The 13,390-nt window shown below is 60.1% G+C and carries 17 protein-coding genes; 8 read left to right on the top strand and 9 right to left on the bottom strand.

Annotated elements, in window-relative coordinates:
- Nucleotides 1-3 precede the first annotated feature (3 nt).
- Both J3P79_RS17975 and mobA read right to left on the bottom strand, forming a co-directional pair.
- Complete coding sequence (locus tag J3P79_RS17975) at nucleotides 4-225, bottom strand: YgdI/YgdR family lipoprotein (protein ID WP_039588986.1); 222 nt, start codon at nucleotides 223-225, stop codon at nucleotides 4-6.
- A gap of 75 nt (nucleotides 226-300) precedes the next feature.
- The gene (gene mobA, locus J3P79_RS17970; RefSeq protein WP_434604738.1) at nucleotides 301-903 is read right to left on the bottom strand and encodes a molybdenum cofactor guanylyltransferase MobA; all 603 of its coding nucleotides are present in this window, start codon (nucleotides 901-903) and stop codon (nucleotides 301-303) included.
- A 78-nt stretch (nucleotides 904-981) separates the two neighbouring features.
- Between mobA and moaB the strand changes: the two genes are divergently transcribed.
- Together moaB and J3P79_RS17960 are read left to right on the top strand one after the other, a co-directional pair.
- The gene (gene moaB / locus J3P79_RS17965; protein ID WP_434604736.1) at nucleotides 982-1,521 is read left to right on the top strand and encodes a molybdenum cofactor biosynthesis protein B; all 540 of its coding nucleotides are present in this window, start codon (nucleotides 982-984) and stop codon (nucleotides 1,519-1,521) included.
- A 22-nt stretch (nucleotides 1,522-1,543) separates the two neighbouring features.
- Nucleotides 1,544-2,731, top strand: coding sequence for a molybdopterin molybdotransferase MoeA (locus J3P79_RS17960; RefSeq protein ID WP_434611526.1), 1,188 nt, complete (start codon nucleotides 1,544-1,546; stop codon nucleotides 2,729-2,731).
- Between the two features lie 60 nt (nucleotides 2,732-2,791).
- Here the strand turns inward: J3P79_RS17960 and J3P79_RS17955 are convergent, their stop codons facing one another.
- On the bottom strand, nucleotides 2,792-3,100 hold the full coding sequence (locus J3P79_RS17955) for a hypothetical protein (RefSeq protein ID WP_434604734.1): 309 nt from the start codon (nucleotides 3,098-3,100) through the stop codon (nucleotides 2,792-2,794).
- A 345-nt stretch (nucleotides 3,101-3,445) separates the two neighbouring features.
- Here J3P79_RS17955 and yegS point away from each other — a divergent pair, with 345 nt between their 5' ends.
- Nucleotides 3,446-4,363: a lipid kinase YegS gene (yegS, locus tag J3P79_RS17950; protein WP_434604732.1), complete on the top strand. Its 918-nt coding sequence runs from the start codon at nucleotides 3,446-3,448 to the stop codon at nucleotides 4,361-4,363.
- On the opposite strand, the gene J3P79_RS17945 is transcribed toward yegS, so the two are convergent.
- From J3P79_RS17945 to J3P79_RS17935, 3 genes are all read right to left on the bottom strand, one after another.
- Nucleotides 4,347-5,006: a response regulator gene (locus J3P79_RS17945; RefSeq protein WP_434604730.1), complete on the bottom strand. Its 660-nt coding sequence runs from the start codon at nucleotides 5,004-5,006 to the stop codon at nucleotides 4,347-4,349. The genes yegS and J3P79_RS17945 overlap by 17 nt on opposite strands.
- Nucleotides 5,003-5,896 carry a sensor histidine kinase gene (locus J3P79_RS17940; protein ID WP_434611524.1) on the bottom strand — a complete coding sequence of 298 codons (894 nt, stop codon included), beginning with the start codon at nucleotides 5,894-5,896 and terminating at the stop codon, nucleotides 5,003-5,005. The genes J3P79_RS17945 and J3P79_RS17940 overlap by 4 nt, the downstream gene beginning before the upstream one ends.
- 225 nt (nucleotides 5,897-6,121) lie before the next feature.
- Nucleotides 6,122-6,589 (bottom strand): hypothetical protein, encoded by a 468-nt coding sequence (locus J3P79_RS17935; protein WP_434604728.1) that lies wholly within the window; start codon nucleotides 6,587-6,589, stop codon nucleotides 6,122-6,124.
- A gap of 483 nt (nucleotides 6,590-7,072) precedes the next feature.
- Between J3P79_RS17935 and J3P79_RS17930 the strand changes: the two genes are divergently transcribed.
- Both J3P79_RS17930 and J3P79_RS17925 read left to right on the top strand, forming a co-directional pair.
- Nucleotides 7,073-7,996 carry a chemotaxis protein CheV gene (locus J3P79_RS17930; RefSeq protein ID WP_039588994.1) on the top strand — a complete coding sequence of 308 codons (924 nt, stop codon included), beginning with the start codon at nucleotides 7,073-7,075 and terminating at the stop codon, nucleotides 7,994-7,996.
- Nucleotides 7,997-8,068: 72 nt separating this feature from the next.
- A complete protein-coding gene (locus J3P79_RS17925) occupies nucleotides 8,069-8,878 on the top strand; it encodes an MOSC domain-containing protein (RefSeq protein WP_434604726.1) in 810 nt (269 codons plus the stop codon).
- Between the two features lie 88 nt (nucleotides 8,879-8,966).
- Here the strand turns inward: J3P79_RS17925 and J3P79_RS17920 are convergent, their stop codons facing one another.
- A complete protein-coding gene (locus J3P79_RS17920; RefSeq protein ID WP_003183665.1) occupies nucleotides 8,967-9,251 on the bottom strand; it encodes a pyrimidine/purine nucleoside phosphorylase in 285 nt (94 codons plus the stop codon).
- A 79-nt stretch (nucleotides 9,252-9,330) separates the two neighbouring features.
- A complete protein-coding gene (locus J3P79_RS17915) occupies nucleotides 9,331-9,873 on the bottom strand; it encodes an exonuclease domain-containing protein (RefSeq protein ID WP_434604724.1) in 543 nt (180 codons plus the stop codon).
- A gap of 212 nt (nucleotides 9,874-10,085) precedes the next feature.
- On the opposite strand from J3P79_RS17915, the gene J3P79_RS17910 reads away from it, so the two are divergent.
- From J3P79_RS17910 to J3P79_RS17900, 3 genes are all read left to right on the top strand, one after another.
- Nucleotides 10,086-10,712, top strand: a complete 627-nt coding sequence (locus J3P79_RS17910) for a TetR/AcrR family transcriptional regulator (protein ID WP_434604721.1) — start codon at nucleotides 10,086-10,088, stop codon at nucleotides 10,710-10,712.
- Nucleotides 10,713-10,806: 94 nt separating this feature from the next.
- Entirely contained in the window at nucleotides 10,807-11,580 is a 774-nt protein-coding gene (locus J3P79_RS17905) for a substrate-binding periplasmic protein (protein WP_434611522.1), read from the top strand.
- Between the two features lie 67 nt (nucleotides 11,581-11,647).
- Nucleotides 11,648-12,661 carry a GNAT family N-acetyltransferase gene (locus tag J3P79_RS17900; protein WP_434604719.1) on the top strand — a complete coding sequence of 338 codons (1,014 nt, stop codon included), beginning with the start codon at nucleotides 11,648-11,650 and terminating at the stop codon, nucleotides 12,659-12,661.
- Nucleotides 12,662-12,763: 102 nt separating this feature from the next.
- Here J3P79_RS17900 and J3P79_RS17895 read toward each other — a convergent pair whose 3' ends face one another.
- Nucleotides 12,764-13,312: an RNA polymerase factor sigma-70 gene (locus J3P79_RS17895; RefSeq protein WP_039589001.1), complete on the bottom strand. Its 549-nt coding sequence runs from the start codon at nucleotides 13,310-13,312 to the stop codon at nucleotides 12,764-12,766.
- Nucleotides 13,313-13,390: the final 78 nt, after the last annotated feature.

Raw genomic sequence — 13,390 nt, 5'->3', positions numbered from 1 at the left:
GGATTACAGGTCTTTAACGGTACGAACCTGATCCTTGTTCACGCGGGTCTGCTTGCCATCCAGCTGTTCAAATTCGTAGAAGCCGCTGTCTTCATCATAATGCGGCGTGTCGACGGCCTGGATTTCGCGACCGTCATTCAAGGTAATCACTGTTGGCGATGCGCACCCGGCAAGAGTGGCGAGGCCCAGCGCGAGCATGAAAGTAGCGAGGGTCCGTTGAGTCATGGTGTTTCTCCGAAAGGGATTCTTCAAGTTACTGACCTTCAGACGTATACATCGCGCGCAAGTTCCTGGCTAGTGTCAATCTGACACGCCTTTGTGTTGGACAAGGAGTTCCGGCGTATTCAGATTGGCCAGCCGGGGATCATCCGCCGGACATTGCAATGGGACCGCGTGCAGCGCGCGCATGATGCGGCCGGGGCTGCGTTCACCTTCGCTCCACGCCTGTTCGAAAGCCCCGGCCAAGGCGCTCGGGATAACGCATAACAGCGGTTCCCAATGTTCGCCATGACGGACCATCAGCGGTTTGTCGGGGTTTCGGCTTGCTGTTTCGCGCATGCTTTGGAGCAGGCTCGTGTCGATTTGCGGCACGTCGCATGGCAAGACCAACAGGTACGGATGGCGTGCCGCCCTCAGGCCCGCGCGGATGCCCGCCAGCGGGCCGGGAAAATCGCCTTCGTCGTCATGAACCAGTTGGTCGGCATATATGGCGTAACGTTCCCGGTTGCGGTTGCAGGAGATGATCAAGTCATCGCTCAGGGCTCGGGTCTGTCGGTGCAGATGAGCAATCAGCGGTCGGCCTTGCCACTCCAGCAGACCTTTATCCTGTCCGCCCATGCGTTGTCCTCGCCCCCCCGCCAGGAGCAGGATGGAACAGGATGGCAGGGGATCGATCATGGTCATGGTGTGTCTCCGCACGGGCGAAAAAAACGGGCGCTGTGATATAACACCAGGCTGTTTCCCCTACAACTGGACGAGCCTATGAAACCCAAGGCTGATGTACCTTTCGTACCGCTCAATATCGCGGTGCTGACAGTCAGCGACACCCGTACCCTGGAAACCGACACGTCGGGGCAGGTCTTCGTCGACCGGCTTTCGGCAGCTGGACACAACCTCGCGGCGCGGGTGTTGCTCAAAGATGATCTGTACAAGATCCGCGCGCAAGTCGCCACCTGGATCGCCGACGAGGTGGTGCAGGTGGTGCTGATCACTGGAGGCACCGGCTTTACCGGTCGCGACAGTACGCCGGAGGCCGTTGCGTGCCTGCTGGACAAACAGGTCGATGGTTTCGGTGAGTTGTTCCGGCAGATATCCGTAGCCGACATTGGCACCTCCACTGTGCAGTCCCGGGCTCTGGCGGGACTGGCCAACGGGACGTTGGTGTGCTGCCTGCCGGGCTCGACCAATGCGGTGCGCACCGGATGGGACGGCATCCTGGCCGAGCAGTTGGATGCGCGGCACCGGCCGTGTAACTTCGTAGCCCATTTGAAACAGGCGGCTCCTTGTGAATCCCGTGGGTAAACCGGGCAAGGCCGGCGCCTTGATGGCCGTCGAGGTCGCGTTGGAACGATTGCTTGAGCGTGCGGCGGCTTCGCCTATTGTCCAGCGCGAGCGTGTGTCCTTGGCACAAGCGCAGGGTCGGGTGCTTGCCGAAGACCTGGTGGCGACGCTCGACTTGCCCCCGTGGCCCAACAGTGCGATGGACGGCTACGCCTTGCGCCTGGCCGACTCGCGCGGCGAGCCGCTTGTGGTCAGCCAGCGGATCTTCGCGGGGCAGGCCCCGGAACCTTTGGCAGTGGGCACCTGCGCGCGGATATTTACCGGCGCGCCGATTCCGGTCGGCGCCGATTGCGTCGAGATGCAGGAAAATGTCGTCGTTGAAGATGATGGGCGGGTAAGGCTCACCCAGCCCCTGGCGATTGGACAAAATATTCGCCCCCAAGGGCAGGAAACGACCGTCGGGGAGCAGGTGCTTTGCGCGGGCACCCGCTTGGGTCCGATCGAACTGGGGCTGGCGGCATCCCTGGGCTGTGCATCGCTGACGGTCGTGCGCAAAGTGCGCGTGGCGGTCCTGTCCACAGGCGATGAACTTGTGGAGCCTGGCCAGCCCCTGGGGGCGGGCCAGATCTACAACAGCAATCGCGTGTTGCTCTGTGGCTGGCTGCAACGCCTGGGGTGCGAGGTCGTCGATGCGGGAATCCTGCCCGATGACTTGCCTGCTACGCGCAATTGCCTGGCCCGGTTGTCGGACGTCGACCTGATCCTGTCCACGGGTGGTGTGTCGGTAGGTGAGGCCGACTTCCTGGGGGTCGCGCTTCGTGAAGAAGGTGAGCTGACACTCTGGAAACTCGCCATCAAGCCAGGAAAACCCCTGACGTTCGGGCATTTTCGTGGTGTACCGGTAATAGGCTTGCCAGGAAACCCCGCTTCGACGCTGGTGACATTCGCTCTGTTGGCGCGGCCTTATTTATTGCGACGCCAAGGCGTTCAGTCAGTGGCACCGCTCACGTTCAAGGTGCCAGCCGGTTTTGCCTGGCCGAAGGCGGGCAGTCGGCGGGAATACTTGCGAGGCCGCATCGAGAACGGTCGGGCCATTATCTACCGCAACCAGAGTTCAGGAGTCCTGCGCAGCGCGGCTTGGGCCGATGGACTGGTCGAAGTCCTCGAAGGGCGGACACTGGTCGAGGGCGATGAAGTGGGCTTCATCCCTTTGACTGAAGTGCTGGGTTAATCCTGATCGCAACTCATCGGTTACGGCCCGAGTTGGAGTCGGGCCTTTCGCGGTATCGCCTTATCGCGACAGCAGCGTCACCAACTGATCGAAACGGCTGTTGGCGACCCAGCCCAGCAGGCCGACCACTACCGCCGCCGCGCCTGCCAGATAGGCTAGCCGGTGGCGAACCGCTTTTACGTCGGTACGGATTTCATCCATATCCCTGCGGATGTATTTGAGGTGGGTTTCCAGTTCAACGACACGCGGTTCCAAATCAATTCCTCCAGCGGGTTTATTGCAACTTTTACCTTCGTTTTTGGCGTCGGTCCGCTCGCTCGCGTACGGTCCGAACTGCTGAGGCGGGACCTTGCGTTCATGGCTGCGCATAGGACGCTCCTTGCCTGTTGCCATGATTTATCAAGCGATTCAACGGGCCTCTGGGGGCCATGACATATCCATCCATGGGTGACTCATCCTTGTTTAAATGATCGTTTGCCGGTGCAAAGCGACACAAACCAAGGTGTCTCAATACGACCAGGGGGTCAATTGAGCTGATTCGCCACGCCTCGTAAGAAAATTCCTTGAATACATAAATGCCGTGGGGTGGCCCCGTCCGGGCTCAGTGGGATTGGCTGGTCGACACCATGTCTTTTATTTGAATGGGGGCCTGGCTTTTTCCAGTGAATGTGCGGTCCCATTTCGTGAACCATCCTTCCAATGACGGAGACGACGATGAGCAAAGGCAAGGCGCTATTGATCCTGCATGGCAAGCAAGCGCTCAACGAAGAGGTTCGCGCCGCAGTGATGCTCAAGCGCAAGCACGGGTGGGACCTGGCGGTTCGATTGACCTGGGAAGCCGGTGATGCCCGGCGGTGTGTCGAGGAAGCATTGGCCGCCGGATATACACGGCTGATTGCCGGCGGCGGCGATGGGACCTTGCGAGATATTGCCGAGGCCATTGTCCAGCAGTCTGGCGATGCCAGCCTGGTGTTGCTGCCACTGGGCACGGCCAACGATTTTTCCCGGGCGGCCGGTGTCCCGCTGGAGCCTGAGCAGGCCCTGGATTTGCTCGATGTCGAGCCCAGGGCGGTCGATGTGGGAGAGGTGGGCGGGAAGATCTTCCTCAACATGGCGACGGGCGGTTTCGGTAGCCAGGTGACGGCGAACACGTCCGAAGATCTGAAAAAAGTGCTCGGCGGCGCCGCCTATCTGTTTACCGGTATTTCTCGGTTCAGCGAGCTGAGCGCCGCCTATGGCGAACTGCAAGGGCCTGGTTTCCACTGGCGCGGCGATCTGTTGGCATTGGGGATAGGCAATGGCCGGCAGGCCGGTGGGGGCCATATGCTGTGCCCTGAGGCGCTGGCGGACGATGGACTACTCGACATCAGCATCCTGCCGGCGCCCCAAGAAGTTGTCAGCACGCTGAAGGACCTGCTGGCCGGCGGCCTGGGTATCGACAACATGTTCGTGCGGGCACGCTTGCCCTGGGTGGAAATCAAGGTAGCCCAAGGGCTGGATATCAATCTGGATGGCGAGCCCTTACAGGTCGACACGCTGCATTTTACCTTGCGGCCCAAGGCTCTGCGGGTGCATTTGCCGGCGGACTCGCCGCTGTTGGGGTCGCCCGGAGTGCTCAATCGTCCAGGCTGATAATCTGCTCGCGCACTGCGAACAACACCAGGCCTGCCACATCATGGATCTGCAGGCGCTTCATGATCTGTGCGCGATGGGTCTCTACCGTCTTGATGCTCAGGCTGAGACCGTTGGCAATTTCCCGCGTGGACTTGCCGCGCACGATCAGCCGCAGGATTTCCAGTTGGCGCGCCGTCAGGTTGTGGCTCTGGACAGGATTGGGCTGCTGTTTCTGGGTCCGGGTGAGCGCCTGGTTGATCACGGTATGGGCGATGGCCGGGCTCAGGTAGCGCTCGTTGTTGCGTAGCGCTTCCAGGGCGTGCTCCAGTTCGGTGGGGGTGGCGTCCTTGAGCAGATACCCATGTGCGCCGGATTCCAGTGCCTGCATGATCACCTCTGGATCGGTGTGCATGGACAGGATCAACACCTTGCTGTGGGGGCGGACCTGCTTGAGCTGTTGCAAGGCTTGCAGGCCGCTGGTGTCTTTCATGGAAATATCCAGCAGCACGATATCGGGGTTGAGTCGCTCTACCAGCTCCAGCAATTGTGCGCCGTCGTTGGCTTCGCCGACCACGGCGTAGCCAGGCAGGTCGAGGACCAGGGCGCGTACACCCGCCCTGATCAGCGAATGGTCATCTACCAGAAGCAAATTACAAGTCAATGGAGAACCTTATTCTTGCTGGCCCGTTCCAGGGTGCGAGGCGCCCACGGAAAACGAGCTTCGATATGCGTGCCTTTGCCGGTCTCGCTGGTTACCTTGAGTGTACCGCCCAGTTGTTCGACTCGCTCCGACATGCCGGCCATGCCGCGTTGCCCTTCACGAGCGGGATGGGGGGCGGGGACAAACCCCTGGCCGTCATCGCTGATCAGCAATGTCAGCCCTTCGGGCAGTCGTTGCAGGCGCACCAGCAGGTTCTTTGCCTGGGCGTGCCGCAGGATGTTGGTGACCGCTTCCTGGGTGATCCGAAAAGCCGCTACCGTCATTTCCTCCGGGATACCGGTCATGCGCTGCTGGCAATCCAGGCTCCAGTTGACCGGCGTATTTGCCAGGGTCTTGAGCAGATGGGCGCGTAGGCTGGCTTCGAGTCCCAGGCTGGTCAGTTGTCTTGGATTGAGGATCGCCGACACGTCGCGCACCTTGTTCAGCGTTTCGTCGAGCGTCTCGCTGAGCACCGAGCACTGGCTCCGCAGTTCTTCCGGCATGCGGCGCTTGAGCCATTCGCTTTGCAGCTTTGCCGCTGTCAATAATTGACCGATATCGTCGTGCAATTCCCGGCTGAGCCGATGACGCTCATTTTCCTGGACCTCAAGCAGCCGGTCAGCGAGTTCCTGCGGCTGGAACTTGATGGACTTTCGTGACAACCGGTATTGGATCCAGACGCAGGCAAGGGCCGCAACATTCAACGCCAGCAAGCTCAACGGCACCGTGAGGGCCGACAAGTAAGCCAGCAGGCAACCGAGGGTCGAGCAGATGCACAGAAACAGTGTGAACCGGCGGGCGTTTTCTCGGGAGGGAGGCCAGGAAATGAATGACTTGAAGCTGGCGTACATAGCGGATGGAGCCAATGGATGTTCGCTGCGGGCAAGCCGGTCAGCGCATCTGACGGGCCGGGTCGGGTAAACGTTTCAGGTCGGGGACGGCTTCAGTTGGCGGCGGCTGGTTGAAGCGACTGACGCGAGACATAGTACCACTTCAAATATCGTTGGTCGCGCTCGGCTTGGCGACCGGAAAGCTTGATGAACCAGGCACAGGCCCACGGGGTGCGACAAGCACGCTCATGCTTGTTTCTGGGCGTATGGCACCAATGCCAGCGGGCGCGGTGGTTGCAACGCCTGGCAAGGGTTCTGGCCCACCTGGAAGGCGAAGGCTTCGATGAGTGAGGTCTGTTCGCTGCTGTCCAGGCCCAGTTTGCCGGTGGTGTGGTCGACCAACTCCAATTGCCAGGCCATCAGCGTGAAGCAATCCTTCAGCGCGCCCAGTGCCTGTTCGTGCAGTTCCATGTTTTGCGCATGGCTGAGCAAGCCGTGAATGTGCAACGAAAACTCCGAAACAGCCTCCAGCGCCAGCGCATCGGCCTTGTTTGCCAGCTTCAGCAGCGTACTGAGCATGCAATCAATGGCGTCTTTGTCATTGCTGATCAATTGCAGGTGGCTCAGGCACTCTTCTGACTTGGCCAAGAGGGTCTCGGCTTCGATCAGGAACTCAGGAAGGCGCTGGCTCCAATTCTTGCGATCGTTCGGCATGCTTATCTCCACAACATCATGTCAGGCGAAAAGTAACTCGCGCGTGGCGAACGGTTGGATCTCATGGCCGTTGACGAACGAAGACGCCCGGCGAGCCCATGCCGTTCGGCAAAGGCCTGCTGATTGCAAACGATTGCACGGGCGGGATCGGCCGGAAGGCTTGAGGTCCGATGTCCTGCAGTGGCGCACAAAAGCCTGACTCCGTTCAGCAATGAGAATGGCGTCACATTAATGGCTATTGGATAGCGGGAATATCAGGTTGGACCTGATTGTGCCTAGGGGAATCCCTTAGACAGGGGAACTTTGTGCGCAGAACGGAGTCGCGCAGCGAAATAATAACGGGAGAAAACGGAACGCCAGTAAAGCATGATGTTAATGTGACATCAATCCCCCGTGGCAGTATTTCATATCGGGGTCAAGAACCGGCTCTGGCAGCCGATAGAGCCTTTATAAGATTCATCCGAACAAGCCCAGGAGTCATCGATGGCCGGCATTCTCGACACAGTAGATCAACGAACCCAACTGGTGGGTGAGAATCGCCTGGAAATTCTCATGTTTCGCCTGGCGGGGCGGCAGCTGTTCGCCATTAACGTGTTCAAGGTCCAGGAAGTGTTGCAACTGCCGAAGCTGACCTTGATGCCCCAGCGCCACCCATTCGTCTGCGGCGTGGTCAACCTGCGAGGCCAGACGTTGCCGGTCATCGACCTTTCCCAGGCCATCGGCATGCGTCCGCTGGTGCCAGGGCCGAACAGCACCATCATCGTCACGGAGTACAACCGCTCGGTCCAGGCGTTCCTGGTGGGCGGCGTCGATCGCATCGTCAACATGAACTGGGAAGCGATCCTGCCACCCCCGACCAGCGCCGGTCGCGAGCATTACCTGACGGCCATCAGCAAAGTGGACGACCAGTTGGTGGAAATCATCGACGTGGAAAAAGTCCTGGCGGAGATCGTTCCGTACAACGCCAAGGTTTCCCGGGACAAACTCGAGGATCCGGTGCTCGAGCGCGCCCGTGGCCGCGAGGTCTTGCTGGTGGACGACTCCAATGTCGCGCTTTCTCAGTTGCGCGACACCCTGGGCCAGTTGGGCGTGAAGATGCACATCGCCAGCGACGGCCTGAAGGCATTGAACATGCTCAAGGCCTGGGCTGATTCCGGCGAGGTGATGACCGACAAGCTGCTGATGATCTTCACCGACGCGGAAATGCCGGAAATGGACGGTTATCGCCTGACCACCGAAATTCGCAACGACCCGCGCCTGCGTGGGCTCTACGTGGTGTTGCATACCTCGTTGTCCGGAAGCTTCAACGACTCGATGGTCAAGAAGGTCGGCTGTGACAATTTCCTCTCCAAATTCCAGCCGGACAAGCTCGTCGATGTGGTGCGCCAGCGGTTGATGCTCGACTGAGGCCAATCGAGGTTTGCTTCGTCGACCGGCTCGTATAAGGTTGCGTTTTTTCGCCTCCCAGGGAAGTCGACCATGTTGCGGCTGAGCGCGCTGTACCGTTATCCGTTGAAGTCCGGCAAGGGCCAGCCGTTGCAAGGGATTGGCCTGGACAAGCTCGGGCTCGACGGTGACCGGCGCTGGATGCTGGTGGACGAGGCCAGCGGCCGGTTCCTGACCCAGCGGGCCGTGGCGAAGATGAGCCAGCTCTCGGCGCTGTGGAACGAGGCGGGTGGCCTGACGCTCCGTGCGCCGGGCCATGGCGCCATCGACGTGCCGCTGCCGCCTGTCCTCGAAGAACAACGGCGCGGCGTGATTATCTGGCGTGACACGCTGCGCGTGCCGGATGCCGGTGACGAAGCGGCGGCCTGGGTCAGCGGGTTTATCGGCAGCCCTACCCGGTTGGTCCACGTGCCGGTGGAATTGGCCCGCACGACGGCGGCCGGTTATGGCAAGGACGATGACAAGGTTGCCTTCGCCGACGGTTTCCCCTTGCTGTTGATTGGTCAGGCTTCATTGGAGGATCTGTCTGGCAGGGTCGGTCGCCCGCTGGAAATGCTGCGCTTTCGTCCGAACCTGGTGGTCGAGGGCAGCGAGGCGTTCGCAGAGGACGGTTGGAAGCGGATTCGTATCGGCGACGTGGAGTTCCGGGTGGTCAAGCCGTGCTCGCGCTGCATCATGACCACGATCGATCCGCAGACCGGTGAGCGCGATCCGCAGCGCGAGCCTTTCGCAACGCTGCAGCAGTATCGGTCCACTCCGGACGGCGCGATGTTCGGCCAGAACCTGGTGAACGACGGTCATGGCAGCCTCGAAATAGGCATGCCGGTAGAAGTGCTGGAATAAAAAATGCCCGTGTCGTGGGGCACGGGCATTTTTGTTGATCACCAATCGCTTTGCGCGAGGGGAGCAAACGTCTCCGCTACGGCCCGATTCAGCCGCGATACTCGCACAGGTAAGCCGTGTCGACGGCGACCTTGAGCTGGAACTTGCTGTTGGCCGGGACATTGAACTGGCTGCCGGCCGCGAAGGTTTCCCAGTCGGTGCTGTCAGGCAGCTTCACGGTCAGGGCGCCGGAAACGACATGCATGATTTCCCGCTGGGCGGTACCGAATTCGTATTCGCCCGGTGCCATGACGCCGATGGTCGCGGGGCCTTCGGCAGTGCCGAACGCGATCGACTTGACGGTGCCGTCGAAGTACTCGTTGACTTTGAACATGGGCGATTCCTCGAGAAAGGGCTGAAAAAGGCCGGCCAGTATGCACAAGGCTACACGGGCCGTCATCTGCTGCGCCGGCTCAGCCCGTCAGAACCAAGGGCAATAATCGCGCTGTATTGCGGGCATCCTCCAGCGCGCGGTGCTGTTGCCCGCTAAATTGCAGCCCAGCCAGTTGCAGCGCGCCATTGAGCCCCAACGGCCGCTCCAACCGGCGGGCCTTGGCAAAGCGCTGCTTGAGGTTCATGTGCGGCACGTGGCCGAGGACGCTGTGCAGTTGCTGTCGCTGCCATTCCTGGAGCAGTTGCTTGCGATCGTAATCACCCCAACTGACCCAGCCTTCGAGTTTGGCGTGGTAGGGCGCCAGCCAATGCTCGAATGCCGGCCACACCTCGGTCAGGGGGCCGGCACTGTCGATGTTGGCCTGGCTGATATGGGTCAGCGAGCGACAGAAAGAGGTGAGCAACGGTCGCCTCAGCGGCCGTACGAACCGCTGGAAATGATCAATTTCCCGGCCGTCTCGATTCACCAGGGTCGCGCCGATTTCGATAATTTCCATTTCGGTTACCGGCCAGCCACCTTCATCGGTGGTAGCCTCCAGATCAATCACCAGCCAGTGAGGCATTGCAGTGTTCCCGGTATCGGCGTGCTGATGGCTTTGAGCGTAGTCAAACCCGGCGCATCCGCCTAGTCCTGTGTTGACGCGCCGACCCACGGAGTCGAGCGCAGGTTCTTGCGCCCGAGCGCTTGCTTGGTTGCCCCGGCCAGCTTAAATTGCCGTGTCGCTGGCGTTTTGATAGTGGCCGCGCATTGATCGTTCGATTGAGGAGCAAGTCGGTGGACGAGCGAAAAGCCCTGGACGTGATGCGTGAGCTGGTCGACGGCGGGCAACTGACAGATCCGGACAGCGCTCGCGGCAAACTGCTCCAGGCCGCCGCCCACCTGTTTCGCCTTAAAGGCTTCGAGCGCACCACGGTTCGCGATCTGGCGAGTGCCGTGGGGATTCAGTCGGGCAGCATTTTTCATCACTTCAAAAGCAAGGAGGAGATCCTGCGTGCGGTGATGGAAGAAACCGTCCGCTACAACACCGCGTTGATGCGCGCGGCCCTGGCCGAGGGTTCCAACGTTCGCGAGCGGGTGCTGGCGCTGATCCGCTGCGAATTGCAATCGATCACGGGCGGAAACGGCGAGGCGATGGCGGTGCTGGTCTACGAGTGGCGCTCCTTGTCCGAGCAAGGGCAGCGGCAGGTGCTGGCCCTGCGTGATATTTACGAGCGTGTGTGGCTTGAAGTCCTGGGAGAGGCCAAGGAGGCCGGGTATATTCGCGGAGACGTATTCGTCACCCGGCGTTTCCTGACCGGCGCGTTGTCCTGGACCAGCACCTGGTTTCGCGCCGAAGGCAGCCTGAGCCTTGATCAACTGGCGGAACAGGCGTTGATTCTGGTATTGAAAGAAGAACAATAAGCGAGCGGCTGGCTAAGCGCTTCAAAGCGCTTGGCGTGAACATATTGAAGAATGCTTCTGGGGAGTGGTTATCTTGACGTTTTCGCCGATGGGGATGACCTCGCGGGTTCTGGCTGCTCTGGTCTTTTTATGGATGGTGCCCGTCGAGGCGGCGCAACTGGTCCGGATCGGCGCTGCACATTTTCCGCCCTATACCGTTCGCCCCGAAAATGGCGCCGACACCGGTCTGCTACCGCAACTGGTCGAGGCGTTGAATCGCTCCCAGACCGACTACCAGTTCGTGCTCGTACCCACTTCGATTCCGCGGCGTTTCAACGATTTCAAGCAAGGCCGGGTCGACATGGCAATCTTCGAGAACCCGGAGTGGGGCTGGAAGGATGTGCCGCACACAACGGTAGACATGGGGCTCGAAGACGCGGAAATCTTTGTGACCCAGCGTTTGCCTGAGCGCGAGCAGAGCTATTTCGCCGACCTGAGGGCCAAGCGTTTGGCACTGTTCAGCGGTTATCACTACGCTTTCGCCGAATTCAATGCCGATCCCAAGTTCCTCATTGGCCAGTTCAACGCCACGTTGACTTACTCCCACGACAGCAATCTGCAAATGGTCTTGCGCGGGCGCGCGGACGTTGCGTTGGTGACCCGCTCGTACCTCAGCGACTATCTGTTGCGCAATCCGCAATTCGCTCCGCAACTGCTCGTATCCGAACGTGTCGACCAGGTCTACCACCACTACGCGTTGATCCGGCCACAGGCGCCAATCTCCAGCGAGGCGTTCGGGCAATTGCTGGGCAAGTTGCGAGACAACGGCCAACTGCTGGAAATTTTCAAGCCTTACCAGATCGAACTGGTGTCGACCCACCAGCACTGAAGCGCCACTAAATTTCCCCTACCGGCTCACGTCACACGTTGACTACCGACGAATACGTGAGCCTTCAATGCCTGACCTCAATCCTCCAGCGACGCTGCCTTTGCCCGGCGGTCGTTGCCTCGGCGCCGATGAAACCGAACGTCACCTGAGCCTGATGCTGGAAGGCGCGCCATTGATCCAGTTGCGCCTGGAGCGCGGCTCGCCGTTGCATGTGCATTTGCAGGAAACCAACGATCGCCCAGTGGGGCCGGCACTCTGGGCGGCCTGCTATTGGCTGTTCTCCCGGGATCCAGGTTGCCAGTGCCTGGTCTGGCACCTCGACGAACATCCCGGCGAAGCCTTGCTCAGCGGCCTGCTGGTAGCCACTGCAACCCCCAACGAATACGCATGCGAGCGCACGCTGTTCTGGCAGTTGCCGCAGCCCTGGCTAGGGGTGTCGTTCAGCGGCAGTTATCCGCAACAGATGATCATCACCGATGGCAAGCGACATCCCCGCAGGCCGATCAAGCCGCGTGGCGAGGTGTACCGGCGTTTCGATGCGCGGTTGGGTGCCTGGGTGTCCTTGCGAACCCTTGAAATCGAGCAGGACCTGACGCGCTTCAATCGTTGGCAAAACAGCCCTCGGGTCGCCAGCTTCTGGCAGGAGGAGGGCAGCCTGGAGCAGCATCGCGAGTACTTGAACCAACTGCAGCGCGACCCACGGGTCTTGACATTGATCGGCTGTTTCGACGACCAGCCATTCGCGTATTTCGAAGCGTATTGGGCCAAGGAAGATCGAATCGCGCCGTTCTACCCGGCTGACGATTATGACCGTGGCATCCATATGCTGGTGGGTGAAGAACAACACCGCGGCCCGCATAAGGTCGCCAGCTGGTTATCGGCACTGGTGCATTATCTGTTTCTGGACGACCCGCGTACCCAACGCGTGGTAGCCGAGCCCAGGGCTGACAATGCTCGAATGATCGGGCATTTGCACAACCAGTGCTTTCACTGCGAAAAGGAGTTCGATTTTCCGCACAAGCGAGCGGCGTTGATGATCCTGGGGCGGGAGCGGTTTTTTGATCGGTGTTCGTTGATGTGAGGTGGGCAGGTTGCTGTGGGAGCCTTGCTGTCCCTGGAAAAGATGGCTGAATAAACCCATCCAAGACAGTTGCTCCCACAATGGCATCGGCAAATCAGCTGATCACCGCCGTGCAAACGTATCCCCGCGCACCCCGGACACCTTGCGGCAATGCACCAGCGCGTCGCGAATCATGAAGTTCACCAAGGTCGGCGAGACCCCCAATTCCTTGGCGATGTCCTTCTGCGGTACGCCATGCAGGCGATACATCTCGAAGGCGTAACGGGTGCGGCTGGGCAACTCGGTCAATGCTTCGGCAATGTGCTCAAGGGTGGAAAAGTTGATGTGAGACGTCTCCGGCGAAGCACCCTGGATCACCACGTTCAGCCCTTCCTCTTCCGGCCCCGAGTATTTCTGCTCCAGCGCTTGCTTGCGGTAATGATCGATGGCCAGGTTGCGCACGATCTGGAACAGGTAACTGAGCTGGGCCTTGAAGGATGAGGTGATCTGGGGCGCCGATTGCAACCGGAAAAAGGCATCCTGGACCACATCTTCGGCGCGGGACCGGCAGCCAGTGATACGCGCTGCGATCTTGACCAGGATGGTTCGGTTATCGACGAATGCCTGGAGTAGCGGTGAGTCGCACCTGCTTGTGGATACTTGTTCCGTCATGGAATTCACCTTGCTGCAAATAGTTAGCAGGACGACCGGTCCGGCGGACATGTCCTACGCATCGACGGCCAAATTAGG

Source organism: Pseudomonas sp. R1-7 (genome assembly GCF_051132105.1).
GTDB lineage: Bacteria > Pseudomonadota > Gammaproteobacteria > Pseudomonadales > Pseudomonadaceae > Aquipseudomonas.
Note: the sequence above shows the minus strand (reverse complement) of the source record. Positions and strands in the feature narration are given on the sequence as shown.

What these genes read in the sequence shown, in the direction of transcription:
- J3P79_RS17955 (WP_434604734.1), bottom strand. Translation starts at nt 3,100, where the DNA reads ATGCGCAGCCATGAACGCAAGGTCCCGCCTCAGCAGTTCGGACCGTAC.
- moaB (WP_434604736.1), top strand. Translation starts at nt 982, where the DNA reads ATGAAACCCAAGGCTGATGTACCTTTCGTACCGCTCAATATCGCGGTG.
- J3P79_RS17940 (WP_434611524.1), bottom strand. Translation starts at nt 5,896, where the DNA reads ATGTACGCCAGCTTCAAGTCATTCATTTCCTGGCCTCCCTCCCGAGAA.
- J3P79_RS17930 (WP_039588994.1), top strand. Translation starts at nt 7,073, where the DNA reads ATGGCCGGCATTCTCGACACAGTAGATCAACGAACCCAACTGGTGGGT.
- J3P79_RS17960 (WP_434611526.1), top strand. Translation starts at nt 1,544, where the DNA reads ATGGCCGTCGAGGTCGCGTTGGAACGATTGCTTGAGCGTGCGGCGGCT.
- mobA (WP_434604738.1), bottom strand. Translation starts at nt 903, where the DNA reads ATGACCATGATCGATCCCCTGCCATCCTGTTCCATCCTGCTCCTGGCG.
- J3P79_RS17905 (WP_434611522.1), top strand. Translation starts at nt 10,807, where the DNA reads ATGACCTCGCGGGTTCTGGCTGCTCTGGTCTTTTTATGGATGGTGCCC.
- yegS (WP_434604732.1), top strand. Translation starts at nt 3,446, where the DNA reads ATGAGCAAAGGCAAGGCGCTATTGATCCTGCATGGCAAGCAAGCGCTC.
- J3P79_RS17975 (WP_039588986.1), bottom strand. Translation starts at nt 225, where the DNA reads ATGACTCAACGGACCCTCGCTACTTTCATGCTCGCGCTGGGCCTCGCC.
- J3P79_RS17900 (WP_434604719.1), top strand. Translation starts at nt 11,648, where the DNA reads ATGCCTGACCTCAATCCTCCAGCGACGCTGCCTTTGCCCGGCGGTCGT.
- J3P79_RS17915 (WP_434604724.1), bottom strand. Translation starts at nt 9,873, where the DNA reads ATGCCTCACTGGCTGGTGATTGATCTGGAGGCTACCACCGATGAAGGT.
- J3P79_RS17925 (WP_434604726.1), top strand. Translation starts at nt 8,069, where the DNA reads ATGTTGCGGCTGAGCGCGCTGTACCGTTATCCGTTGAAGTCCGGCAAG.
- J3P79_RS17895 (WP_039589001.1), bottom strand. Translation starts at nt 13,312, where the DNA reads ATGACGGAACAAGTATCCACAAGCAGGTGCGACTCACCGCTACTCCAG.
- J3P79_RS17935 (WP_434604728.1), bottom strand. Translation starts at nt 6,589, where the DNA reads ATGCCGAACGATCGCAAGAATTGGAGCCAGCGCCTTCCTGAGTTCCTG.
- J3P79_RS17920 (WP_003183665.1), bottom strand. Translation starts at nt 9,251, where the DNA reads ATGTTCAAAGTCAACGAGTACTTCGACGGCACCGTCAAGTCGATCGCG.